Origin of the sequence: Devosia sp., assembly GCF_035944845.1 — a bacterium.
Classification (GTDB): Bacteria; Pseudomonadota; Alphaproteobacteria; order Rhizobiales; family Devosiaceae; genus Devosia_A.
The window spans coordinates 1-22238 of the sequence record NZ_DASZAW010000142.1; the positions used below are offsets into that span (position 1 = coordinate 1).

21 protein-coding genes, 1 tRNA gene and 1 pseudogene are annotated in these 22238 nt (G+C 65.0%); 16 read left to right on the plus strand and 7 right to left on the minus strand.

The features are described from left to right. The first annotated feature begins 234 nt into the window (after window positions 1-234). The 4 genes from VGV07_RS27065 (at window position 235) to VGV07_RS27080 (ending at window position 1132) form a co-directional block, all read left to right on the plus strand. Window positions 235-459, plus strand: a complete 225-nt coding sequence (locus VGV07_RS27065; protein WP_326871845.1) for a hypothetical protein — start codon at window positions 235-237, stop codon at window positions 457-459. Window positions 460-593: 134 nt separating this feature from the next. Beyond that, window positions 594-761 (plus strand): hypothetical protein, encoded by a 168-nt coding sequence (locus VGV07_RS27070; protein ID WP_326871846.1) that lies wholly within the window; start codon window positions 594-596, stop codon window positions 759-761. Window positions 762-809: 48 nt separating this feature from the next. Next, window positions 810-968: a hypothetical protein gene (locus VGV07_RS27075; RefSeq protein WP_326871847.1), complete on the plus strand. Its 159-nt coding sequence runs from the start codon at window positions 810-812 to the stop codon at window positions 966-968. Window positions 969-997: 29 nt separating this feature from the next. After that, window positions 998-1132: a hypothetical protein gene (locus tag VGV07_RS27080; protein WP_326871848.1), complete on the plus strand. Its 135-nt coding sequence runs from the start codon at window positions 998-1000 to the stop codon at window positions 1130-1132. 154 nt (window positions 1133-1286) lie between these two features. Here the strand turns inward: VGV07_RS27080 and VGV07_RS27085 are convergent, their stop codons facing one another. After that, a complete protein-coding gene (locus VGV07_RS27085) occupies window positions 1287-1889 on the minus strand; it encodes a DNA-3-methyladenine glycosylase I (RefSeq protein ID WP_326871849.1) in 603 nt (200 codons plus the stop codon). A gap of 157 nt (window positions 1890-2046) precedes the next feature. Between VGV07_RS27085 and VGV07_RS27090 the strand changes: the two genes are divergently transcribed. From VGV07_RS27090 to VGV07_RS27105, 4 genes are all read left to right on the plus strand, one after another. Next, entirely contained in the window at window positions 2047-2493 is a 447-nt protein-coding gene (locus VGV07_RS27090; protein ID WP_326871850.1) for a response regulator, read from the plus strand. 62 nt (window positions 2494-2555) lie between these two features. Next, window positions 2556-3035, plus strand: a complete 480-nt coding sequence (locus VGV07_RS27095) for an SRPBCC family protein (protein WP_326871851.1) — start codon at window positions 2556-2558, stop codon at window positions 3033-3035. Between the two features lie 499 nt (window positions 3036-3534). Beyond that, window positions 3535-4155, plus strand: coding sequence for a L,D-transpeptidase (locus VGV07_RS27100; RefSeq protein ID WP_326871852.1), 621 nt, complete (start codon window positions 3535-3537; stop codon window positions 4153-4155). A 51-nt stretch (window positions 4156-4206) separates the two neighbouring features. Then, window positions 4207-6075, plus strand: coding sequence for a ubiquitin-activating E1 FCCH domain-containing protein (locus VGV07_RS27105; RefSeq protein WP_326871853.1), 1869 nt, complete (start codon window positions 4207-4209; stop codon window positions 6073-6075). 1 nt (window position 6076) lies between these two features. Here the strand turns inward: VGV07_RS27105 and VGV07_RS27110 are convergent, their stop codons facing one another. The 4 genes from VGV07_RS27110 to VGV07_RS27125 all read right to left on the minus strand — a co-directional run bounded on the left by VGV07_RS27110 (window position 6077) and on the right by VGV07_RS27125 (window position 7590). Further along, window positions 6077-6301, minus strand: a complete 225-nt coding sequence (locus VGV07_RS27110; protein WP_326871854.1) for a hypothetical protein — start codon at window positions 6299-6301, stop codon at window positions 6077-6079. An 82-nt stretch (window positions 6302-6383) separates the two neighbouring features. Continuing rightward, window positions 6384-6773, minus strand: a complete 390-nt coding sequence (locus VGV07_RS27115; protein WP_326871855.1) for a DUF2147 domain-containing protein — start codon at window positions 6771-6773, stop codon at window positions 6384-6386. 84 nt (window positions 6774-6857) lie between these two features. Beyond that, window positions 6858-7418 carry an AAA family ATPase gene (locus VGV07_RS27120; protein WP_326871856.1) on the minus strand — a complete coding sequence of 187 codons (561 nt, stop codon included), beginning with the start codon at window positions 7416-7418 and terminating at the stop codon, window positions 6858-6860. Between the two features lie 95 nt (window positions 7419-7513). After that, window positions 7514-7590 (minus strand) — tRNA-His (locus VGV07_RS27125). Between the two features lie 226 nt (window positions 7591-7816). On the opposite strand from VGV07_RS27125, the gene VGV07_RS27130 reads away from it, so the two are divergent. The 8 genes and pseudogenes from VGV07_RS27130 to VGV07_RS27165 form a co-directional block, all read left to right on the plus strand. Beyond that, window positions 7817-10693 (plus strand): sensor histidine kinase, encoded by a 2877-nt coding sequence (locus tag VGV07_RS27130; protein ID WP_326871857.1) that lies wholly within the window; start codon window positions 7817-7819, stop codon window positions 10691-10693. Then, entirely contained in the window at window positions 10690-11382 is a 693-nt protein-coding gene (locus VGV07_RS27135) for a substrate-binding domain-containing protein (protein WP_326871858.1), read from the plus strand. Before VGV07_RS27130 ends, VGV07_RS27135 begins: the two co-directional genes overlap by 4 nt. An 89-nt stretch (window positions 11383-11471) precedes the next feature. After that, the gene (locus tag VGV07_RS27140) at window positions 11472-12503 is read left to right on the plus strand and encodes an extracellular solute-binding protein (protein WP_326871859.1); all 1032 of its coding nucleotides are present in this window, start codon (window positions 11472-11474) and stop codon (window positions 12501-12503) included. 210 nt (window positions 12504-12713) lie between these two features. Beyond that, a complete protein-coding gene (locus VGV07_RS27145) occupies window positions 12714-13760 on the plus strand; it encodes an extracellular solute-binding protein (RefSeq protein WP_326871860.1) in 1047 nt (348 codons plus the stop codon). Window positions 13761-13945: 185 nt separating this feature from the next. Next, window positions 13946-15565, plus strand: coding sequence for an iron ABC transporter permease (locus tag VGV07_RS27150; RefSeq protein WP_326871861.1), 1620 nt, complete (start codon window positions 13946-13948; stop codon window positions 15563-15565). A gap of 89 nt (window positions 15566-15654) precedes the next feature. Next, window positions 15655-16500, plus strand: coding sequence for an ABC transporter permease (locus VGV07_RS27155; RefSeq protein ID WP_326871862.1), 846 nt, complete (start codon window positions 15655-15657; stop codon window positions 16498-16500). Continuing rightward, window positions 16497-17306, plus strand: a complete 810-nt coding sequence (locus VGV07_RS27160) for an ABC transporter permease subunit (protein ID WP_326871863.1) — start codon at window positions 16497-16499, stop codon at window positions 17304-17306. The genes VGV07_RS27155 and VGV07_RS27160 overlap by 4 nt, the downstream gene beginning before the upstream one ends. Before the next feature lie 526 nt (window positions 17307-17832). Further along, window positions 17833-18381, plus strand: a pseudogene (locus VGV07_RS27165) (ATP-binding cassette domain-containing protein); the annotation flags it as partial. A 318-nt stretch (window positions 18382-18699) separates the two neighbouring features. Here VGV07_RS27165 and VGV07_RS27170 read toward each other — a convergent pair. Together VGV07_RS27170 and groL are read right to left on the minus strand one after the other, a co-directional pair. Then, complete coding sequence (locus VGV07_RS27170) at window positions 18700-20358, minus strand: alpha-glucosidase family protein (protein ID WP_326871873.1); 1659 nt, start codon at window positions 20356-20358, stop codon at window positions 18700-18702. A gap of 225 nt (window positions 20359-20583) precedes the next feature. Next, entirely contained in the window at window positions 20584-22224 is a 1641-nt protein-coding gene (groL, locus tag VGV07_RS27175; protein WP_326871864.1) for a chaperonin GroEL, read from the minus strand. Window positions 22225-22238: the final 14 nt, after the last annotated feature.

Below are 22238 nucleotides of genomic sequence, written 5' to 3' on the forward strand. Positions count from 1 at the left end.
CACGATGCTTGCCAACGCCCAGCTGGCGCGCGCGGCGAGACGCTACAAGTCTCGCGGGTCGCCACCTGTGCCGTCGCATCTCCGTCGCGATCTCGGGCTGATGCCCGAGGTGATGGAGCCGAAAAGCCACTGGGACTACCGCTAAGACGCTTGCTCCGGACCTTGGGGCCTGGAGCAAGCCTTGGCCGTCCCACCGCTTTCATCAGAGGACCGGGCTTCGGCCCGGCAAGTGAGATGGTTCTCATCGTACGGGACCGCGCCACTGCGCGCGTCCTCAACACGCCCGAATTCGACATCGGGCAGATCGGCCTCGTCGGCCGAATTCGACTGTTCATCGCCCGGCGTCGCGCCGATGCGATGCTGCGACGCGTGCTCCGGCCCTATCGCCAGGGCAGCGCCGCGCCACTGTCGCCGCACCTGCTCAGGGACATCGGGCTGCCGCCCGATTTCCGCATGTAGGCGCGAAGGGCGCCGGTCCCGGCGAGGGTTGACCTCGTTCGGTCCCGGCGAGGGTTGACCTCGTCCGACCGGCGAGGGTTGACCTCGTCCGGCCGGCGCCCGCCACCACAGTTCATCATTCAAGGAGCCGGCGCGTGAAGCGTCCGGACACGCTCATGTTCTTGTTCAATCGCACCGGCGATCAGCGCCGGAAGCCAGACCTCGGCCAGCGCCTTCCGCCTCGCGACAGACAGAAAGACGGACTGCCGCTGCTCGGCAACATCACCGGCCTCGAACTCATGGCGCTGTTCATGAGCCGGTGACCAACCCATCCCAAGGGAGCCGGCGCGTGAACGCGTCCGGAAACGCACATGTTCATGTTCAAACGGCCCGGCGATCGTCGTCTGAAGGCCGCTGTCGACGAAAAACGCTCGGCGCGGGGCAACGACGAACTGCCGCTGCCCGGCAACATCACCGGCTTGGAGCTCCTCGTCCTGTTCCTGAGCCGTCAACATCAAAGCCGCTATTGAAGGAGCCGGCGCCGCCGCCGGACAACACCATGTTCTTCCCCCGCAAATTCGGCCTCCGTCGCAACGCGCCAAAGCCGAAACTACATCTCAATCCCAACGATGAGCTGCGTCCTGAACTCAAGCTGTCCAGGCTCGAGCTGATGGCCCTGCTGCTGATCAGGTAGGGCCAAGTACAATGGCCTCCCGCACTCGATGTCATTCCCGCGACAGCGGGAACCTCTGTTTCTTGCCTTCGGCACCATTGCAAACGGAGGTCCCCGCTGTCGCGGGGATGACATCGCGTTTGGGGCAACTACGGAGCCCCCACGAAGCCCGCATCTATTTCGGCCGCTGCAGCGCATCCCGCTCAGCCGCCGCCTCGGCGCGGCAGAAGCAGCCATCCACATGGTCGTTCACCAGGCCCATCGCCTGCATGAACGCATAGCTCGTCGTCGGGCCCACGAAGGAGAACCCGCGCTTCCTGAGATCCTTGCTCATTGCCTTGGAGGCCTCGGTCTCGGCCGGGATGCTCCCCGCGACGATCGGTCCCTTCACCGGTTCCGGCTCGAAACTCCAGAAATAGGCGGCGAGCGAGCCGAACTCCTGCTGCAGCTCCAGCGCGCGTTTGGCGTTGTTGATGGTCGAGGCGATCTTGCCGCGATGTCGGATGATCCCGGCGTCCTGCAGCAGCCGTTCAATATCGGCCTCGTCCATCGCCGCCACCTTCTTGAGATCGAAACCGTGGAACGCGGCGCGAAAGTTCTCGCGCTTCCGCAGGATGGTGATCCACGCCAGCCCCGACTGGAATCCCTCGAGGCAGAGCTTTTCGAACAGCCGCGTGTCGTCCGTCACCGGTCGGCCCCATTCGCGGTCGTGATAGTGCTGGTAGAGCGCATCACTCCCCGCCCAGCTGCAGCGCGTTACCTCGGTCGGCGTTGACATGGTTAACTCCCGGTAAATAGATGAGCCCGCATAGCGATCAGGAGAGGTTGTAGACCTCCCGGTTCGATCTCGCGTCAAGCCAGCAAGGTTGGAAGTCCGCACGCTTCCGATCCAGCGACAATCATAACTGGCGAATCGGCTGGGGGGCCAAACGCCAATGATCCTGCCACAGGACCTCAGGGCGCTCGTCGTCGACGACAACGCCTATGCGCGCGCCGCGGTGGCGGCAACGCTGCGCAAACTCGGCATGGTGTCGATCGATGAACTCGCCGCCGCCGCCCCCGCGGTCGGCGCCATCCAGGCGACGCGCTACGACATCGTGTTCATGGACTGGTACATGCCGGAAATGAATGGCGCGGCGCTGCTCGAGGTGATCCGCGATCCGCGCTTCTCCGCCAATGGCCAAAAGAACGGGCAAGTGCCTGTGGTGATGATCACCGCCTATCCCAACCGGGAAACCATCGCCCGTGCCCGTGAACTGGGTGCCAGCGAAGTGCTCACCAAACCCTTCACCGTCGCGCACGCCGCTGCCGCGCTGGCCCGCCTCTTGCCGGACGATTGGCGGATCCCCGGAGAACCGGAGACGGGGCAGGTGCTGCTGTAAAGGTGTTGACCATCCATAACCGAAACGTTATAGAACGCCAAGGTTATATATGGAGATCCAGCATGCCCGCAGCCCTGACGATCACCCACCCGTCCGACAATGCCGTCACCGTGTCGCGCAGCTTCGACGCCCCGGCTGATCTGGTTTTTGCCTGCCACACCCAGCCGCCACTGGTACAGCGCTGGCAGCTTGGCCCGCCGGGCTGGACCATGCCGGTCTGCGAGATCGACCTGCGCGTCGGCGGCACCTACCGGTATGTCTGGCGCAGCGATGCCGACGGCTCCGAGTTCGGCTTCACCGGTCGCTACCGCGAGATCGCTATCCCCAGCCTCATCGTTCACACCGAAGGCATGATCGGCACCCCAGGCGAGGCCATCGTCACCACTCACTTCGAGGAACATGCCGGCCGCACCACGCTGACCCTCACCATGAGCTTTGAAAGCCGAGAAGTCCGCGACCAGGTTCTGCTCACCGGCATGACCGACGGCATGGCCCAGAGCTACGACCGGCTGGATGAACTGCTGACCGAAAAGGTGGCCTGAGCACTGTTGTCAGCACTCCCACCGGCGTCATCCCGGCGAAAGCCCATGGGCGCCAAGTTAGGGACTCTACCGCTAAGATGCGGCACGCATCGGCGGGTTTGCCACCCGGCAGTTCCCAAAACTCGGTGTCATCCCAGCGAAAGCAGGGGACCCAACTCGCCGCAGCGCAAGTGGATGGATGGGTCCCTGCTTTCGCAGGGATGACAGCCGGTGGGTGGGGCACGACTGTAGCTTGGCGCCCGTGGCCGAAGGCCGGGACCCATTGTGAGATGTAGCGGCGCTTGCGCAAATTACCTCACCATCTCGGGATGGGCGCCGGCCTGCGCCGGGATGAGGGGCGGTAGGTGATGCTGATCTCAGGGGCCCCATCAACAGCAAACCCGCGCCGCCGCCTCACTTTCACTTAACCACTTTCCTTCATCGCCCGTTTGATATTGTCGTTAATACTGCGGGGCGCCCGACCTTCCTCGGGCGTCCGTATCAATGATGAGTGTGTGCCATGCTGCGTTCGTCCCGGGCGGTGCTCGCCACCGCTGCCTGCCTCGTGTCCCTGTCGGTGTTTGCCGATACGGCCAGCGCGGCGCAGGGTTTGTTCATGTTCGATCTGTCGCGCCCGTCGCTGCACGATTCCAAACCCCGTCCGGGTTACAAGGTGAAGAGCAACAAGGTGCGCCTCGCGCCTGAGTTCCGTCGGCAGATTGTCGCCTACAAGTCCAACCAGAAAGCCGGCACCATCATCGTCAACACCGGCGAGAAGCACCTCTATCTGGTGCTGGGCGACGGCAAGGCGCTGCGCTACGGCATTGGGACCGCACGCGACGGCTTCGAGTGGAGCGGCACCCACAAGGTGTCCAACAAGCGCGAGTGGCCAGGCTGGACCCCGCCCGAAGAGATGAAGCGCCGGCAGCCGAACCTGCCCGACTACATGCCCGGCGGTATCAACAACCCGCTCGGCGCGCGCGCCATCTACATCGGCTCGACGCTCTACCGCATCCACGGCACCAACGAGCCCTGGACCATCGGCCAGGACGTTTCGTCGGGCTGCATCCGCATGGTCAACGATGATGTCGAAGACCTCTACGAACGCGTCAAAATTGGCGCGAAGGTGATTGTGCTTTAGTTAGGATTTTCAGCGACACTGGCGTCGGAATTCTGGGGGTCTTCCGGCGCCATGCGCGGCTTCATCTTGCTTCTGAACCGGTTCCGCGCCGACGAGCGCGGCGTCTTCGCCGTCATCTTCGGTCTGTTGGCCATCGTCCTCGTCGCCATGGCCGGCGCCGCGGTGGACTACACGTCCATGGAAACCGCCCGCAACAAGATGCAGATCGCGCTCGATTCCGCAGCGCTCGGCCTTGCGCCCAAGATCTATACTCAAACCGAGGAGCAGCTGCGCGAGACTGCCCAGGATCTGGTGCTCGAGCGGCTGAACGACAACAGCCTCACCATCACCGTGGATTCGGCCGACGCCACGACCGCCACCGGCACCCTCCAACTGAGGGGGAGGATCACCGTCCCGATGGCCTTCGTAACGCTGGTCGGCATTCCCACCATGACCACCAGCATCACCTCCGAAGCCACCCGCGGCTCGGTCAACCTCGAAGTGGCGGTGGCGCTCGATACCACCGGCTCCATGGGCTCAACCGGCATCTCGACGCTCCAGACGGCCCTGGCAACACTTATCCCACTGGTCGTGCATGACGAGCAGACCCCAACGTACTCGAAGATGGCGCTGGTACCCTACTCGACCGCGGTCAACGTCGGCAGCGCCTATGCCGATGAGGCGCGTGGCGCGATTCCAGCCAGCAAGGCAGTCACTTCTGCCGCTTGGTGGAATTCCGAGGCGAACATCAGCGGCGCAAGTAAAACCAATCCGATAGTGATCACCACCTCTGCCAACCATGGCTACGCAACCGGCGATGTTGTCTACATCAGCGGCGTCTCCGGGATGACCCAGCTGAACGGCAATACCTACAAGGTGGGCACGACGACCAACACCACCTTCCAGCTGAAGACCATGGCAAACAACAATGTCAACGGTACCAGCGGCTACAGCACTTACAGCAGCAGTAGCAGCGATAAGGTAAAGCGCTGTATCCTGAGTACTTGCGAGATCGTGATCACGTCGCCAAATCATGGGTTCGTGGACGGCGACTACGTCCGGTTCACCGACTTCTCTAATTATATGACACGCCTCAATAATCGCGCCTATTCGGCCATTACCAGGCTGACCAACGATACCTTCAAGGTCCCGGTCGACGGCTACAGCAACTCAAACTACGATCAGCCAAGCACGGGCAGCGCGACTGGCAACGTTTGGTGCACCGACTACGGCTGCAAATTCTACAAGATCGGCAACAGCACCTACTACACGGCAACGGCGTCTTGCGCCACTGAGCGCATGACCAACAGTTTCACCGACGTGGCGCCCAGCACCACGCCGCTATCCATCAACTACACCAGCAGTGGCAGTTGCAGCGGCAACCCCGTCCAGATGCTGCCGCTGACCTCGAGCAAGACGAAGCTCAACGCCTACACCGCGAGTGGTGCGCTCAGCGCCAGCGGCAACACTGCCGGACAAATCGGTACGGCGTGGGCGTGGTATCTGGTGTCGCCGAATTTCGCCGAGCTTTTCGATGATGCCGCAGCGACGGTGGGTGGTGACTTCGAGTCGAAGCCGGCCGCATATGATGCGCCCAACACGCTGAAGATCGTCATCATCATGACCGACGGCGCCTACAACACCGAGTATTGCAAGGGCGTTGATACCGATAACATTGGTTGCAACGCTCCCGACGGCACGACCGGAACGATGAGCGGAGCATTCGGCCAGGCCGAGGATCTCTGCTACAACATGAAGCAGGAAGATGTGGTCGTCTACACGGTGGGCTTCAACCTCGGCACCACCGGAAACGCCGTCGACGTGCTGAGGAACTGCGCGTCGGATTCGAGCAAAGCCAAGCTCGCTAACGACAGCGATGGTCTCGTGACAGCTTTCCGCGAAATTGGCGAGAACATCTCAGACCTGCGTCTGTCGCAGTAGTTCAACCCTGCAGCACGAACCGCTTGCCGCCGGGGAACGCGGCGAGTGCCGCCTGCTGCTCTTCCTCGGTGAGCCCCTCAAAACGGATCGCCATCGGCAGTTCAGGCGCATCGATGGGCGCGATCGGATTGGTTGGCCGCAGCCGCGCGTCATACGCCGCCGCCAACCATGACTTCGCCCTGCGGCTGGCAATCGGGGATGTCAGTCTGTAGGCGCGGCGATCCATGTCGAATACTCCATGCATGCGAGGCACTAGAGGAACGCGGGGATGATAAGACTGGTTGCTGCGCATTCCTCTCATTTCGCAGTCAAATCCGCGTCAGTTCGAACTTCTGGCAGAGCGCGCCCTTGCAGCCATTGATGGTGATGGTGTTGCCGTCGACCAGCGTCAGTGTACCCTTCACCACTTCGCCCATGTATTCGGCGCTGCCGCGCCATTTGTTTTCGAGCGCGCGCTTCGCGCCCTTCAGCACATACGAGTTGAGATAGCTGAGGTTCTCGCTGGTGCGCGCGTCGTCGCGCAGCCACACCAGTTTGGCGCAGACCTCGGTGCCGTCGCCGCACAACGTCACCTCGAACCGCGACTCGCCGGTGACGGTCTGCCAGGTGCCGGCCGGCGACTGCGCGGCAACGGCCGGAGCAATCGCCAGTGTAGCGGCCACAATGGCGGCCGTGATGAACGTCAGCGATTTCGACATGCGGGAGCCCCTCGGCAACATGGTGAACCAAATCTTGCCGCTTGCTATGCCGCCTGCCGCTTGAACCGGTAGCGAATGCCGCGTTCAGACAGCATTCATCGGCGAGGCACGGCGATCCAGCAGTGACAGCACCATGGCGACGCGCTCATCGACAGGTCGGGCAGGGATTCGCACCAGCTCAAACCCGAACCGCACATAGGCCTCGATGTGAAATCGCTCGAACCCAATCGACTCATCGAGGCTGATGCGTCGCGCTTCCGTGTTGGTGATGAACCCCAGGAGCTCGACGAACAGCACCTGCCGTTCGTACTGCCCCGACGCCATCATTGAACCGATTGATTCGACGAGTTGGGCCGGTACCGGATGCCCAAGATACTCCGCCAGGGCCAGGGTACAGATCAGCGAGCGGTCGGCTACACGCACCGGCCCCATCGCCGGTCGCGCCGCCCGCAACAGCTGCAGTTGCATGATGTCGCTGATGAACTGCGGGCGCCGCCACGACTCGTCGATGCCGCGTCCCTGGTCGAGCGCGATGACGTCGGTTGCCGCCTCCTCGACCACGTCGACGCCCTCGGCTTCAAGTGCTCTGAGGATGACGGTTTTCCCGGCGCCCGGGGCGCCGGTCAGAATGAATTCGCGAGCCATAGCCTCGCTCCATGTCAGGGTGACGCCGAGCCCGGACAGGCCAGCGCTAGACGAATGCAGTGGGGGATTTGCCTGGTGCCGGGCCAGTGCGGGAGTGGTACCGCCTCCCCGGATCGAACGGGGGACCTCTAGATCCACAATCTAGCGCTCTAACCAACTGAGCTAAGGCGGCCCGGCAAGCGCGGCGGACCATAGTTTCAGTTATCGCTGCTGGCAAGCGCCGATTTGGCCCTGTTTTTCATCGCCTGTTGACAGCTGCCGGCTTAACCATCGGCAGCGAATGCCGGCCGCTCACGTCCGCGCGATATGGACCGGGGAGGGGGCGCGGGATATTTAGAGAAGATTAAATTCCGAGTTCGCTTTGTGTCGAATTGGCACGAGGCAGGAAAAGAGTACGCGTGCACGCTGAGTGGATCAAATCGCCGACGGCCCGGCTGGTGCTGGTGCACTGGGCCGACGCGCGCCCCGCCTGGCTGTGGTCGCAGGACGGCGAAACCCTGCTCTGGCGCAACGACGCGGCACGTTATTTTCACGGCAAGATCAAGAAGCACGGGCTGAAGCTCGCCCCCGAGGCAGTGCCGATCAAGGGGCAGATCGCCCGGTTGATCCGGCTGGGCTCAATGGGGCGTTCAAGTCTCAGCCGCATCCAGTTCCTGGCCGGTGAACGGCCGATCTCCACCACTTGCACCTGCACGCCGCTGGAACTCGACGGCGGCGATACTGGATTGCTGATCGTCGGTGTCGATCCGATCGAGCCCGAACTGCTCGAAGCGCATGACCCCATGCAGGTCGACACGCTGACCGCGAAACTGCTGCCTGATGCTGCAGAGTTCCTGCTGATCAGCGAAGACGGGCAGATCGCCGGCGGTTCGCACCATGCCATCGAGCATTATGCTCCCATCATCGAAAGCGAGGGCCTGCCGCACGACGCCGACGGCGCCGAGACTACGCTTGCCGGTGACACCGTCCTGCTGACCCGGTTCAGGGCCAGCCCGCACGATGCCCTGCTGCTGCTGTTCGAACGACCTGGTGCCCCGGCTGGGCCGCCGCTGATCTCGGATGTCCGGGCAGAAGAAGGCATCGTCACCCGCGAGGATGCTCCAGCGCCGTTCCACGCTTCCGCTGAGCCCGAGCCGATGTTGCCCATGGGCCTGCCGCCGGTCGAGCATGCCGATGACGAGCCGGTCATCGCCGAAGAAGACAATTGGGTCGAGCCGATCCCCGCCGCGCCCGAGGTGCCGGGCACGCTGGCCTCACTGTTCGACCGCCTGGCCGATGACGGCGGTCTCTACACCGCGCTCAATCCCGGCGATGAGCATTTCGCCGGCCCGCCGCCTGAGGCGGTGGAAGAGCCGCTGGTGCCCGCACCGGTCGAGACCGCCGAGGTCGCAGCAGACGAGCCTCCGCCGGCATTGGAGTTCCCGCCCGAGGCCGCGCCGATCGCCGTTCCAGCTCCGCTGGAGCCTGATGTCATCGGCGCGCTGATCGATTTCGCCGACGAGGAGGGCGTCGCATCGGACGGCGCGGCTGTGGAAGCGGACCACCTGGCCGCCGAGCCGGTGGCCGCGGACGAGGTCAAGATCGAGGTCGAGGTCGAGGTCGAGGTAACGCCGGAGCCTGAACCGCAACCGGTCACGACCTGGAGGGTTGTCGGTCGCGGCTTTGTGCCACTGGCGCCGGAGTTGCCGGCCGACGACGAGCCGGCCGAAGTCGCCGCTCCCATTCCCGATGCTGAGACGGTGGAGCGCGTCTCGCGCTACAATTTCGACGAGCTCAGCCGCATCCTCACCGACCGGGTCAGCGCGCATCCGTCGACACCACCGGTCGAAGCTCCGCCGCCGCCCGTACCCGGCAACGAGGGCGCGCTGATCAACCTGACGGGCGAGACCTTCATCCTCAACCGGCTGCCTCTCGGCATCCTGGTGTTTCGCGATCAACAGGTGCTGTTTGCCAACCGGGCGCTGACCGATCTCACCGGCTACGAGTCGATCGAAAGCCTGCGTGCAGCCGGCCTCACCGCCATCTTCCCCTCCGAGGACAGCACCGCTGCCGGGCCGGTGACCCAGTTGGTCCGCCGTGACGGCAGCCTTGCCACCGTCAACGCCCGCCTGCAGTCGATCACCTGGCATGGTCGTCCCGCGTTGATGCTGTCCGCGGGCATCGCCGAGAACCGCATCGGGCACGAAGCCGCCGTCCGCACCTTTGCCGAACTTGCCGCCGAAACCGGCGATGACGGTTTCCTTGCCGCAGACCGCTCTGGCACCATCACTTCGGTGTCGCTGCATGGGCGCATCGTGCTTGGTCATCTCGAGGAGGATATAGTCGGCAAGCCGCTGGCGAGCTTCATCGAACCTTCGCAGCTGGGCGAGCTCAAGCGCTTTCTCGAGCGTCCCGCCCGCTTCGCCGAAACCGCCCGACCTGCGATCCTGCTTGATGGCCTGCTGCCCGGTACGCGGCTCACGCTGTTCGCTGAAGGACAGGCAGGCATCATCGCCGGCTATTACGCCTTCGTCCGCAAGGCGGCGCCGCCGGCCGTACCGGCGGTGGTGAAGCCAGCCACCGATGACATCGAGCCCTCGATGCTTACCCGCATCAGCCGCGGCGTGCGTCGCCCGCTCAATACCGTCATCGGCTTTGCCGACCTGATCCGCTCGGCCGCTTTCGGCTCGATCGACAATCAGCGCTATGTTGAATATGCGCAGGACATCAAGGCTGCCGGCCAGGAGATCGCGCATCTCGTCGACGAGGTCGACGATTACAGCCGCCTGCGCGAAGGCCGCTATCCCGCCGAGGCGAGCGACATCGACCTCGTGACCCTGCTCGAGAGCTGCCTCGCCAGGGTGCGTGGCCAGGCCAGCGAGGCCCGCGTGCTGGTGCGCAACGCCATCTCCGAGCGGCTGCCGCGCATCACCGCCGATACCGCTTCGCTCACCCAGGCGATCCTCAACCTGCTCGCCAGCGCCATCGACCAGACGCCGGTCGGCGGTTCGGTCATCCTCTCGGCCCAGCAGGAGGACGATGGCGCTGTGATCGTCAACGTCCGCGACGGCGGCGAGGCCCGCCGTGATCTCGGCGAGCGTTTCGTGGTGTTCCGCGATGGCGTCGGCAAGGACGGCGAGGCCTTGCAACCCGTCCGCTCCAGCGTCGGGCTCGCGCTCACCCGCTCGCTGCTGGCGGTCAATGCCCTCCAGTTGTCGGTCGATCCGGCGGTTGGCGTCGGCACCATGTTCTCGCTGCTGATTCCCGCCGATCTGGTGCGCGAGACGGGCCAGTGAGCCCGCCGATCCGGCTCGTTGGCGCCATCGCGGTCCAACCCGCCATCCTCGCTCTCATCCCTGAGTTTCAAGCTGCCTCCGGCTACACCCTGGCGCCCAGGTGGGAACTCAACCCGATCCTGAAGAAGCAGATCGAGGCGGGCGAGCCCTTCGATGTCGTCATCACGAATCCGAACTACGCCGCCGACCTCGCGGCGCTTGGCAAGGTGGGGAGAGAAAGCCAGGTGCCGTTCGGCCGCATCGCAATGGGCGTCGGGGCCAAAGCCGGTAGCCTGCCGCTCGATCTCGGCTCGGTGGCCGCTTTCGAACGTGCCCTCAAGGGCGCGACTTCGATCGCCTATGCCACCGAAGGTACCAGCGGCAGCTACTTTCTCGGCCTCCTCGACCGCCTTGGTATCGCGGCCGAGGTGACGCCAAAGCTCGTGCCGACCTCTGGCGGGCAGACCGCGACGGCTGTCGTCCGCGGCGAAGCCGAGCTGGCGGTGGTTCCCGTGAGCTCCATTCTTGCTGCCGCTCCGGACGTCGTACTGGCCGGTCGCTTCCCGTCTGAACTGCAAAGCTACATCGACTTCGACATCGGCATCAGCGTCGCCGCAGGCGATGGCAAGGCTGCGCGCGCGTTGTCCGCATTCCTGACCTCTCCGGGGTCCGACGAAGTCCTTGCCTCCAAGGGCCTCGAACGTCGCTGATCGCCTTTCACGATCCGGTTTGTTGACTTGGCCGGTCAGAAAAAGCAAAACCACGCCGAGCGGGAGCTCCCCGCGATCCGGATCTGATCATGACCATACTCTCGCGCCTCGCTACCGCCCTCCTTCTCACGCTGGCGGCGGGGCCGGCTCTCGCGCAGAGCGGCGAGGTCAACGTCTACAGTTACCGTGAACCCGGTCTGATCCAGCCGCTACTCGACAAGTTCACCGCCGAAACCGGCATCAGGACCAACGTGCTGTTCGCCGGCGATGGCCTGCTCGAGCGCGTCCAGGCCGAGGGTGAACTGTCGCCCGCCGATGTGGTGCTGACGGTCGACATCGGTAACCTTGCCAACGCCAAGGACTTCGGCATTACCCAGACCATACCCGCCGAGGCGCAGGCCCGCGTGCCCGATGCCTACCAGGATCCGGACGGCCAGTGGGTTGCCCTGTCGCTGCGCGCCCGGGTGTATTACGCCAGTAAGGACCGCGTCCCCGAGACGGCACTGACTTACGAGGATATCGCCAAGCCCGAATGGAAGGGGCGCCTCTGCACCCGCTCCGGCCAGCACGTCTACAATATCGGCTTGATCGCTACCCGCATTTCGCATTGGGGCGTCGACAGGACCCGCGACTGGCTGACTGCCGTACGCGACAACCTCAACGGCCCAGTCTCCGGCGCTGACCGCGATCAGGTGAAGAAAATCCTCGATGGCAGCTGCGATCTTGCCATCGGCAACACCTATTACATGGGCCTGATGCTCAACAACGACGCCGAGCCCGAGCAGAAGACCTGGGCCGCGGCCGCCCGCATCATCTACCCCGACCCGGATGGCGATGGCACACAGGTCAACGTCTCCGGCGCGGTGATCGCCAAATATGCGCCCAACCCGGCCAACGCCCAGAAGCTGGTGGAATTCCTGCTCTCCGACGAGGCGCAGCACCTCTATGCCAGCGGCAACTACGAGTTTCCTGTCGTCGCCGGCGTCGCGCCGTCCGAGCTTGTCGCCAGTTGGGGCGATCTCAAGGCTGACAAAACCCCGCTCACCGAGATCGCTGCGCATCGCAAGGAGGCGAGCGCCCTTGTCGACGAACTGCGTTTCGACGAAGGCCCGCAACACTGATCGGACACGTTGCCGCAGCGGTGGCGTCCGGCGCCTTCGCCGAGATCGGCGGTTGCGTTGGGGACTCGCTCGAAGATCTGGAACGGTTCTAAAAGACCGTCGCAAAAGCCCAATGTTCCGTCATCGTCCATTGTTGACTTTGCGCCTCAGAATTCGTGATTGCGACCTGTCACCGGCAGCCTCAGGGGCTGCCGATAACGGGAGTCTGCCATGACCATGACGATGCGACTGTCCGCTGTGCTGCTTGGCGCCGCGATGATTGCCGGCACCGCCGGGCCGAGCTTTGCCCAGAGCGGCGAAGTCAACATCTACAGCTACCGCGAGCCCGGCCTGATCCAGCCGCTGCTCGACAAATTCTCCGCCGCCACCGGCGTCAAGGCCACTGTGCTTTATGCCGGCGATGGTCTTCTGGAGCGCGTCGCCGCCGAGGGCGAGCTGTCGCCCGTCGACGTGGTGCTGACCGTCGATATTGGCAATCTGGTTGGCGCCAAGGCGCAAGGGCTGACCCAGCCGATCACCACGGCCGCGCTCACCGAGCGCCTGTCGCCCGAGTTCCGCGACGCCGAGGGCCACTGGGCCGCGCTGTCGCTGCGCGCCCGCGTATTCTACGTCAGCAAGGATCGCGTCGATGCCACGGCGCTCACCTATGAAGATATCGCCAAGCCCGAATGGAAGGGCCGCCTCTGCACCCGTCCGGGTGACCATGCCTACAATATCGGCCTGGTCGCCAACCGCCTCGCCACCTGGGGCGAGGACAGGACCCGGACCTGGCTCACCGCTGTGCGCGACAACATGTCGGCGCCGCCGGCCGGCAACGACCGCGCGCAGGTCAAGGCCATCCTCGAGGGCTCGTGCGACCTCGCCATCGCCAACACCTACTATATGGGCCTGATGCTCACCAACGAGGCCGAGCCCGAACAGAAGGATTGGGCTGCTTCGGCGCGCATCGTCTATCCGGACGCCGAGGCCGACGGCACCCAGGTGAACGCTGCGGGCGCTTTCATCGCCAAGCATGCGCCGAACGCCGAGAACGCCAACAAGCTGGTCGAATTCCTGCTCTCCGATGAGGCGCAACAGCTTTACGCCGATGCCAACTACGAGTATCCGGCGGTAACGAGCGTCAAGCCGGCCGAACTGACTCAGAGCTGGGGCACTCTCAACCCCTCGAAGGTCTCGCTCACCGCCACCGCCGATTTCCGCGACGAGGCGGCGGCGCTGATCGATGAGCTGAAGTTCAACGAAGGCGCACAGAACTGAGTGCGTCCGGGTCCGGGGCGAGACGTTGCAGAAGTCGCCTCCCTCCCCCTTGAGGGGAGAGATTGAGGGTGGGGTGGTGCAGTCGGCGCCGTGCCCACCTCACCACCCCCACCCCTCCCCTCAAGGGGGAGGGAGCGGGAAAACCATAGTGGAGGCTGAGCATCAGCCGGACCACCACAGCATCGATGAAATCCGGAACCGGCGGCAGGAAGCTCCCGCCGGTTTCGGCCATCCTGCTGCTGGCCCTGATGGGGCTGCCGATCCTCTGGCTGGCCGTGGCCGCGCTTGATACCACCGGGGCCGGTGGCCTCGCCGCTGCCATGCTGCCGACGGCATTGCGCGAAACTGCGACACTCATGGCCTGGGTCGGGGTGATCACCGGTGTCCTCGGCCTCGTCTCGGCCTGGCTGGTGACGCATTTCGAGTTTCCCGGTCGCCGCATCTTCGAGTGGGCGCTGGTGCTGCCGCTGGCCATCCCGACCTATCTGGCGGCCTATACCTATGTCGAGTTCCTCGATTTCACCGGCCCGATCCAGCAGGCACTGCGCGCCGTCATCGGCGGCGAAACCATCAAGGATTACTGGTTCCCGCAGATCAAAAGCCCCAGCGGTGCGGCGTTCGTCCTTTCGATGGTGCTCTACCCGTACGTCTATGCCTCCTGCCGCGCCTTCTTCGTCATGCAGTCGGGCTCCATCTCGGCCGCGGCACGCACCCTCGGGGCAGGGGGCTTTCGCGCCTTCTTCTCCGTCACCCTGCCACTGAGCCGGCCGGCCCTCGTCGTCGGCATCACGCTGGCCATGATGGAGGTGGTGAACGACCTCGGCGCCGTACAGTATTTTGGCGTCAACAGCCTCACCGCGGTGATCTATTCCACCTGGATCAACCGCTCGAACTTCGGCGGTGCGGCGCAACTGGCGGTGATGATCGTTTTGATCATCGGCCTGTTGATCCTGCTTGAGCAATGGGCGCGCCGCGACCGCGTCTATGCGCTGCATCGCGACAGTCGCGTCGCCCCGCCGCGCGAACAGCTGGTTGGCGCCGAGCGCGCCCTCGCCATTGGCTTTTGTGCGTTGCTGTTGCTGTTCGGCTTCGGTGTGCCGGTCGGCGAACTGCTGGTGCTCGCCATCCGCAATCTCGGTCCTGACGCTTTCGGCCTTACCGTCAACGCGGGCCTCACCTCGGTGACGCTCGCGGGGCTCGGCGCCCTCATTACCGTCATTGTCGGACTTGCCGCCGCCCGCATCGGCAGGTCGCGCGCGGCGCACGGTGTCATCCGCGTTGCCACCCTGGGCTACGCCATTCCAGGCACCGTGTTGGCGCTGGGCCTGCTGCAGCCGCTTGGCCAGGCCGATCTGTGGCTCAACCGGCTGACAATGGCATTGGCCGACTGGCGCCCCGGACTGATCCTCTCAGGCTCCGTCGCCGCGCTGCTCTACGTCTATGCCATCCGCTTTCTTGCCGTCTCGCATTCGACCATCGATGCCGCCATGAAGAAGCGTGGCGACACCATGCTCGATGCCGGTCGCGTGCTGGGGGTGACCGGCTGGCGATTGTTGTTCCGCGTCGATCTGCCGACCCTGTCGCCGGCGCTGCTGACCGCTGCGACTCTGGTCTTTGTCGAGATCGTCAAGGAACTGCCGGCCACCTTGTTGCTGCGCCCGCTCGGCGTCGAAACATTGGCCACCGTCGTCTATGCTCGCGCCAATGTCAGCCTGTTCACCGAAGCCGCACTGCCTGCGCTGACCATCGTCTTGGTCGGACTCGTCCCGGTTATCCTTTCGACCCGCTTCAGCGATCGCCGCTAAGGCGATACATTGGAAATTAACCGGTCATTGACTAAGCATTAGCCGGTTGGGTCTTTCCTTCATTTGATCGGTTCTTGGGGCGCCGGGGCATGAGAGATTACGTCCTCACGCGGCTCGCGTTGGCAGTCGGAGCGGTTCTTGGAGCCGCGGTGCTGCTGTTCCTCCTGCTCGACATCCTGCCTGGTGCCGGCGGTAGCGATCGTCCGGCCTGGGCGCGCTTTTTCGGTCTGTTCGTTGGCGACACCGGCACGCCCAACACCTTCGGCGAGCGCCTCGCCGTCACCTTGCCGCTGGCGCTGCTGGCGCTACTCGTCGCCGGTGCGGTCGGCGTCGGGCTGGGCCTCGCCGCTGGCCGCTATCGCGGTATGGTCGACCGGTTGGCCCGCGTGTTCTCGGCCGCGCTGGCGCTAGTGCCGCCGTTCTGGCTCGGCATGCTGCTGGCGCTGCTTTTCGCCGGCGTCCTGAAACTGCTGCCGGCAAGCGGCTTCGTTCCCTGGAGCAATCCGTTCGGCGCCTTCGCCTCGCTGCTGTTGCCCGCCTTCGCCCTTGGCCTCCCATATGCCGGCCAGCTTGTCCTCCGCATCCGACGCGATCTCGCCGATATCTCCGAAGACGACGTACAGCGGCTGCGCGCCGACGGCATCGCTGCCCGCAAGGCGATCTGGCAACTCGGCCTCGCTCGCGCCTTGCCGCAGCTGCCGCAGGCGCTGGCGCGAACCTTCGGCAGCCTGCTGATTGGAGCCGCGTTGGTCGAAAGCGTGTTCTTCCTCCCCGGCCTTGGGCGTCAGCTCCTCGGCGCTGCGGAACAGCACGATCTGGTGCTGCTGCGCGGCGGGCTGCAGGTGCTGATCACGGTTGCCGCTCTCGGCATGCTGTTCCTGTCGTTGCTGCGCGTGCCGGTCGATCCCGCCCTGCGCGCGGAGCTGCGCCGATGACCCTCGAAGCGGCGGCTCCCCGGCCCGGCATCGATCTGCGGGTGCTCCTCGGCGTGGCATTCGCCCTGGCTGTTGCCGTTCTCGCCCTGGTGTCCCTTGGCTGGACCCCGCACGGCGCGGCCAGCCTGACCCCGTTGGCGGAGCCCGACGCCAGCCACTGGATCGGTACCGACGCTGCCGGCCGCGATGGCACCTCAGTGGTGATGGCCGCAACGCTCACCACCTTGTTGCTTGCCGTATTCGGCTCCCTCGCCAGCCTGTTTGTCGGCATCCCGATTGGCGTCGCGCTCGCCCTGCGCCTGCCGCCCTCGCGCCACACTGCCCATGCCGTTGGCATGTTGCCTGCCGCGCTGCTCATCGGCATGGTGGTCAGCGGCCTCGCCGCGCCCGCCAACCTCACGCTGTTCCTCGCCATTGCGCTGCCTGGAGCGGTGGTTGCTGCCAGTGTCACTCGCCGCGTCCTCGCGCCGCTCTGGCAGCGTGACTACGTCACTGCCGCGCGCCTTGCCGGCCTTCGGCCGCTGGCCGCTGCGCAGCGCCACGTGCTGCCACGCCTCCTGCCACAGCTGGCTGCGCTTGCCCTCGAACTGCTGGCGGTCGCCATCCTTGTCGAAGTCAGCCTGTCCTTTGCCGGGCTTGGCGTGCTGCCGCCGGGCGCCAGCCTGGGCTTGATGTTGCGCGAGGCCCAGCAGTTCATGGCCATCCGGCCGCTGCTGATCCTCGTACCCGGCGCCATCGCCGCCGGCACGGCTTTGGCCCTGATGCTGGCCGCCAGCGGCCTCAGGGGGGCGCGTCATGGCACTTGAGCTCGCCGGACTCGGCATCACGATTGCCGACAGCCGCCCGATCGCAGGGCTCGATCTGGTGCTCGCCGATGGCGCCGCGCTCGCCGTCGTCGGACGCGCCGGTAGTGGCAAGACCCTGTTGGCCTCGGCCATCGCCGGGTTGCTGCCCGCCGCGGCGACGACTGAGGGGAGTGGCCTGCCTGCCAGGCACCCCGGCTTCATCGGTCCCCATGCCGACGTCGTTGAACTCGACCGGTGTCTTGGTCGCGGCAGCGATCTCCTCGTCTGCGACGAGCCGGGCAGGGGGCTTGCTCCTCTCGGCCAGCGCGAGCTGCTCGCAGCTCTGCACGCCGCCAATCGCGACCGCGGCGCAGCGCTGCTGATTCTCACGCGCGATTTCCGCTTGCCGCTCGCCATGGGGCTCGAAACAGCTATCCTCAGCGGCGGCAAGCTGGTCGAGCGCGGCCCGGCGGCCATCCTGCAGGAACGCCCGCAACAGGCCGCAACCCGCGAGTTGGTCGCCGCCGGCAAGCCGCGCACCCGCACCATGGCTCGCCCGCCGATCGGCGAGCCGCTGCTCGAACTGCGGGGCGTCGGCCGGCGCTATGCCGATTCCAGTTCGCGGCTCTGGAAGCGCAAACCGCCAATTGCGGCGCTCGACAATATCACCCTGTCGGTGCGCCGAGGCGAGACGGTGGGCCTGCTCGGCGGCGTGGGCTCAGGCAAGTCGCAGTTGCTGCGCCTCATCGTCGGGCTCGGCCGCGCCAGCGCCGGGCAACTGGCCTTTGATCGTACGCCCTATCGCGGCGGCGATCTTGCCCGCGAGGCGCGCGCCCGCATGAGCTTGCTGTTCCCCGACCCGCGGGCCGCCTTCAACCCGGACCTTCCAGTAGGTCTGTCACTTACCGAACCATTGCGCGTCGAGGAGCAACTGCTGATCGACGAGCAGGCCGATCGGCTGGTTGAAGCGGTGCGCGTCGTCGGTCTGGCGCCCGATATGCTCGATCAACTGCCCGGCCAATTCACCACGGCCGAGTTGCAGCGGCTCGCCCTGGCCCGTGCGCTGGTCAGTCGCCCCAGTCTGATCGTCCTGGATGAGCCGACAGCTGAACTCGATCCGGTCGAACAGGCCGAGTTCCTCGTGCTGTTCAACCGGGTCCGCTCCGACTACGGCCTGACGGTGCTGTGCGCCAGCCGGGATTTCGAGGTGCTGCGCCTCGTCGCCGACCGCATCCTGGTGCTCGAGGCTGGACACATCGTCGAAGGCGGCAAGCCGTCGGAGCTGGCCGAGACCGGCCATCATCCGGCGACCCTGGCGCTGCTCGCTGCCCGCTATCCGGAGCCATTGCCGCCCGCTGCCTCGGTACCGATGCCCGAACCGCCTGCACCCCTACAGGGGCCGCCGGCTCCGGTGCTAGAGCACGGCGCCGATGAAGCTGCCGAAAGCCGGCAGCTCGATGTCGCCGTCGCCGACAGGGGCAGCGACGGAACCGGGAGCGTCGATCCCCCTGACCCCGAGCCCGTCGGGCAGGCGGACGACGATCGGGCCGCCGGTCATGTTGAAGGCGCACAATAGCGTTTCGCCATCGGTTGAGCGGGTGAACATCAGCACCCCGTTTGGCGCGTCGAGCGTCTTGATTGTCCCCTTGACCAGCGCCTGGTGTTCGCGCCGGAACTTCAGCGTCGCCCGGTAGTGGTGCAGCAGCGAGTCGTTCTGCTTTTCCTGCAGGTCCGGCGCCTTCAGCAGGTGATCGCCCGGCACCGGCAGCCAGGCTCGCGGCGCGGTCGAAAAGCCGCCCAGATGTGCTGACGACTGCCACACCATCGGCGTGCGGCATCCATCGCGGCCCTTGAACTGCGGCCAGAACTCGATGCCGTAGGGGTCGACCAGGTCCTCGAACGCCAGTTCCGCCTCGGTCAGCCCCAGTTCTTCGCCCTGATAGAGGCAAACCGAGCCGCGCATCGTCAGCAGCATGCTCGCCGTCAGCTTGCCGAACGCCTCGCGGTCGCCATGGCTCATCCAGCGGCTCACGTGCCGCACCACGTCGTGGTTGGAAAAGGCGAGGCAGATCCAGCCGTTCGGGGCATCCTTCTCGGTCAGGTCGATCGACTTCCTGAAATGCCCGGGATCGAACGCCCCACCGAGATAGTCGAAGGTATAGGCCATGTGCAGCTTGTCGGTGCCTGACGTATACTGCGCCATCACCTCCAGCTGGTGCTGGCTGTCGCCGATCTCCCCAACCGACGTGCGGCCCGGATACTCATCGAGCAGTGAACGGATGCGAGTGAGGAACGCCAGGTTTTCAGGGCGGCTCTTGTCGTAGAGATGCTCCTGGAAATTGTAGGGGTTCACCGCCGGCGCCGTGGAGGCGTTGAAATCCTCGGGCTTCACCACGGGGTTCGACTCGAGTCCAAGCGAGGCAAAGTAGAAGTTCACCGTGTCGAGCCGGAAGCCGTCGACCCCCCGCTCCAGCCAGAACCGCATGTCGCCGAGCACGGCGTCCTGGACGTCCGGATTATGGAAGTTGAGGTCGGGCTGCGAGGTGAGGAAATTGTGCATGTAGTACTGCATGCGCCGGCTGTCCCAGGTCCAGGCCGAGCCGCCGAAGATCGACAGCCAGTTGTTGGGCGGCGTGCCGTCCGGGTTCGGGTCGGCCCACATGTACCAGTCATGCCGTGGGTTGGTCCGGTTCTGTCGGCTTTCGGCGAACCAGGGATGTTTGTCCGAGGTATGCGAGATCACCTGGTCGATGATCACCTTCAGGCCGCGCGAGTGCGCCTTTTCCAGCAGTCGGTCGAAATCGCCAAGCGTGCCGAAGATCGGGTCGACGTCGCGATAGTTGGAAACGTCGTAGCCAAAGTCCTTCATCGGTGAGGTGAAGAACGGGCTGAGCCAGATCGCGTCCACCCCAAGGTCGGCGACATAGTCGAGCCGCTCGGTGATGCCGACCAGGTCGCCGACACCGTCGCCATTGTGGTCCTGAAACGAACGCGGATAGATCTGGTAGATCACCGCGCCGCGCCACCAGTCCCTGTCGAGCGGCCGCTCGGGCGTCGACTTCTGTTCCGTCATTGGCGGAACGGCCATCATCGGTGGCACAACGCTCATCGGGGGGGACTCCTGCGGTGGATTTCGTCCACGTTTGGCGCGGCCCGCGTGCCGGTGTCAATCGCAGGCAGCTGCGCGAGGAGCGTTGCGCATCACTTCACCCCAAAGCGAAAGGGCGGCCCAGTGGACCGCCCTCCCGTTCGTGACCTTCGTGAGAAGATCGGATACGTGCGTTGGCTGGAGCCGGACTTAGAAGTCCATACCGCCCATGCCGCCCATGCCGCCGCCGCCCGGCATTGCCGGCGGAGCGTCCTTCGGCACCTCGGCGATCATCGCCTCGGTGGTGATGAGCAGCGAAGCAACCGAGGCAGCGTCCTGCAGGGCAGTGCGAACCACCTTCACCGGATCGACCACGCCCATGGCAACCATGTCGCCATACTCGCCGGTCTGCGCGTTGTAGCCAAAGTTGGGGCTGGAGTTCTCGAGGATCTTGCCGACCACCACCGAGCCTTCGTCACCAGCGTTGTTGGCGATCTGGCGGACCGGCTCCTGCAGAGCACGACGGACGAGCGCGATACCGGCCTGCTGGTCGGAGTTGGCGCCCTTGGCAGTGATGGCGTTCGAAGCGCGCAGCAGCGCGACGCCGCCGCCCGGGACGATGCCCTCTTCAACCGCGGCGCGGGTCGCGTTCAGCGCGTCGTCGACGCGGTCCTTGCGCTCCTTCACCTCGACCTCGGTCGAACCGCCGACCTTGATCACCGCAACACCGCCGGCGAGCTTGGCCAGACGTTCCTGCAGCTTTTCCTTGTCGTAGTCCGAAGTGGTCTCTTCGATCTGCGCCTTGATCTGCGCCACGCGGCCTTCGATGTCGGACTTCTGGCCGGCGCCGTCGACGATCGTGGTGTTCTCCTTGGAGATTTCCACGCGCTTGGCAGTGCCGAGCATGTCGAGGGTGACATTCTCGAGCTTGATGCCGAGATCTTCCGAGATCACCTGGCCGCCGGTAAGGACAGCGATATCCTCGAGCATGGCCTTGCGGCGGTCACCGAAGCCCGGCGCCTTGACGGCAGCGACCTTGAGGCCACCACGCAGACGGTTGACGACGAGCGTGGCGAGAGCCTCGCCCTCGATGTCCTCGGCAACGATCAGCAGCGGACGCTGCGACTGCACCACGGCTTCGAGGATCGGCAGCATGGCCTGCAGGTTCGAGAGCTTCTTCTCGTGCAGCAGGATCACCGGATCCTCGAGCACCGCCACCATCTTCTCGGCGTTGGTGACGAAGTACGGCGACAGGTAGCCGCGGTCGAACTGCATGCCCTCGACGACGTCGAGTTCGGTCTCGGCGGTCTTGGCTTCCTCGACGGTGATCACACCCTCGTTGCCGACCTTCTGCATCGCGTTGGCGATCATCTCGCCGATGGCGGATTCGCCATTGGCTGAAATGGTGCCGACCTGCGCGACTTCGCCGTTCGACGAAATGGTCTTCTTGGCCTTGCCGAGGTTCTCGACGACTTCGGCGACGGCGAGATCGATGCCGCGCTTCAGATCCATCGGGTTCATGCCGGCGGCAACCAGCTTGATGCCTTCGTTGACGATGGCCTGGCCGAGCACGGTCGCGGTGGTGGTGCCGTCACCGGCGATGTCGTTGGTCTTCGAGGCCACGGCGCGCAGCATCTGGGCGCCCATGTTCTCGAACTTGTCTTCGAGCTCGATTTCCTTGGCGACGGTGACGCCGTCCTTGGTGATGCGCGGCGCGCCGAACGACTTGTCGATCACGACGTTACGGCCCTTCGGACCGAGCGTGACCTTCACCGCGTTGGCGAGGATGTTGACGCCACGGACCATCTTGTCGCGGGCATCGGTGGAGAATTTTACGTCTTTCGCAGCCATTGGAGGCGCTCCTT

Excerpts from the sequence above, each read along its gene's own strand:
- VGV07_RS27065 (WP_326871845.1), top strand. The coding sequence starts at position 235 with ATGGTTCTCATCGTACGGGACCGCGCCACTGCGCGCGTCCTCAACACG.
- VGV07_RS27075 (WP_326871847.1), top strand. The coding sequence starts at position 810 with ATGTTCATGTTCAAACGGCCCGGCGATCGTCGTCTGAAGGCCGCTGTC.
- VGV07_RS27080 (WP_326871848.1), top strand. The coding sequence starts at position 998 with ATGTTCTTCCCCCGCAAATTCGGCCTCCGTCGCAACGCGCCAAAGCCG.
- VGV07_RS27085 (WP_326871849.1), bottom strand. The coding sequence starts at position 1,889 with ATGTCAACGCCGACCGAGGTAACGCGCTGCAGCTGGGCGGGGAGTGAT.
- VGV07_RS27090 (WP_326871850.1), top strand. The coding sequence starts at position 2,047 with ATGATCCTGCCACAGGACCTCAGGGCGCTCGTCGTCGACGACAACGCC.
- VGV07_RS27095 (WP_326871851.1), top strand. The coding sequence starts at position 2,556 with ATGCCCGCAGCCCTGACGATCACCCACCCGTCCGACAATGCCGTCACC.
- VGV07_RS27100 (WP_326871852.1), top strand. The coding sequence starts at position 3,535 with ATGCTGCGTTCGTCCCGGGCGGTGCTCGCCACCGCTGCCTGCCTCGTG.
- VGV07_RS27105 (WP_326871853.1), top strand. The coding sequence starts at position 4,207 with ATGCGCGGCTTCATCTTGCTTCTGAACCGGTTCCGCGCCGACGAGCGC.
- VGV07_RS27110 (WP_326871854.1), bottom strand. The coding sequence starts at position 6,301 with ATGGATCGCCGCGCCTACAGACTGACATCCCCGATTGCCAGCCGCAGG.
- VGV07_RS27115 (WP_326871855.1), bottom strand. The coding sequence starts at position 6,773 with ATGTCGAAATCGCTGACGTTCATCACGGCCGCCATTGTGGCCGCTACA.
- VGV07_RS27120 (WP_326871856.1), bottom strand. The coding sequence starts at position 7,418 with ATGGCTCGCGAATTCATTCTGACCGGCGCCCCGGGCGCCGGGAAAACC.
- VGV07_RS27140 (WP_326871859.1), top strand. The coding sequence starts at position 11,472 with ATGACCATACTCTCGCGCCTCGCTACCGCCCTCCTTCTCACGCTGGCG.
- VGV07_RS27145 (WP_326871860.1), top strand. The coding sequence starts at position 12,714 with ATGACCATGACGATGCGACTGTCCGCTGTGCTGCTTGGCGCCGCGATG.
- VGV07_RS27150 (WP_326871861.1), top strand. The coding sequence starts at position 13,946 with ATGAAATCCGGAACCGGCGGCAGGAAGCTCCCGCCGGTTTCGGCCATC.
- VGV07_RS27155 (WP_326871862.1), top strand. The coding sequence starts at position 15,655 with ATGAGAGATTACGTCCTCACGCGGCTCGCGTTGGCAGTCGGAGCGGTT.
- VGV07_RS27160 (WP_326871863.1), top strand. The coding sequence starts at position 16,497 with ATGACCCTCGAAGCGGCGGCTCCCCGGCCCGGCATCGATCTGCGGGTG.
- VGV07_RS27170 (WP_326871873.1), bottom strand. The coding sequence starts at position 20,358 with ATGACGGAACAGAAGTCGACGCCCGAGCGGCCGCTCGACAGGGACTGG.
- groL (WP_326871864.1), bottom strand. The coding sequence starts at position 22,224 with ATGGCTGCGAAAGACGTAAAATTCTCCACCGATGCCCGCGACAAGATG.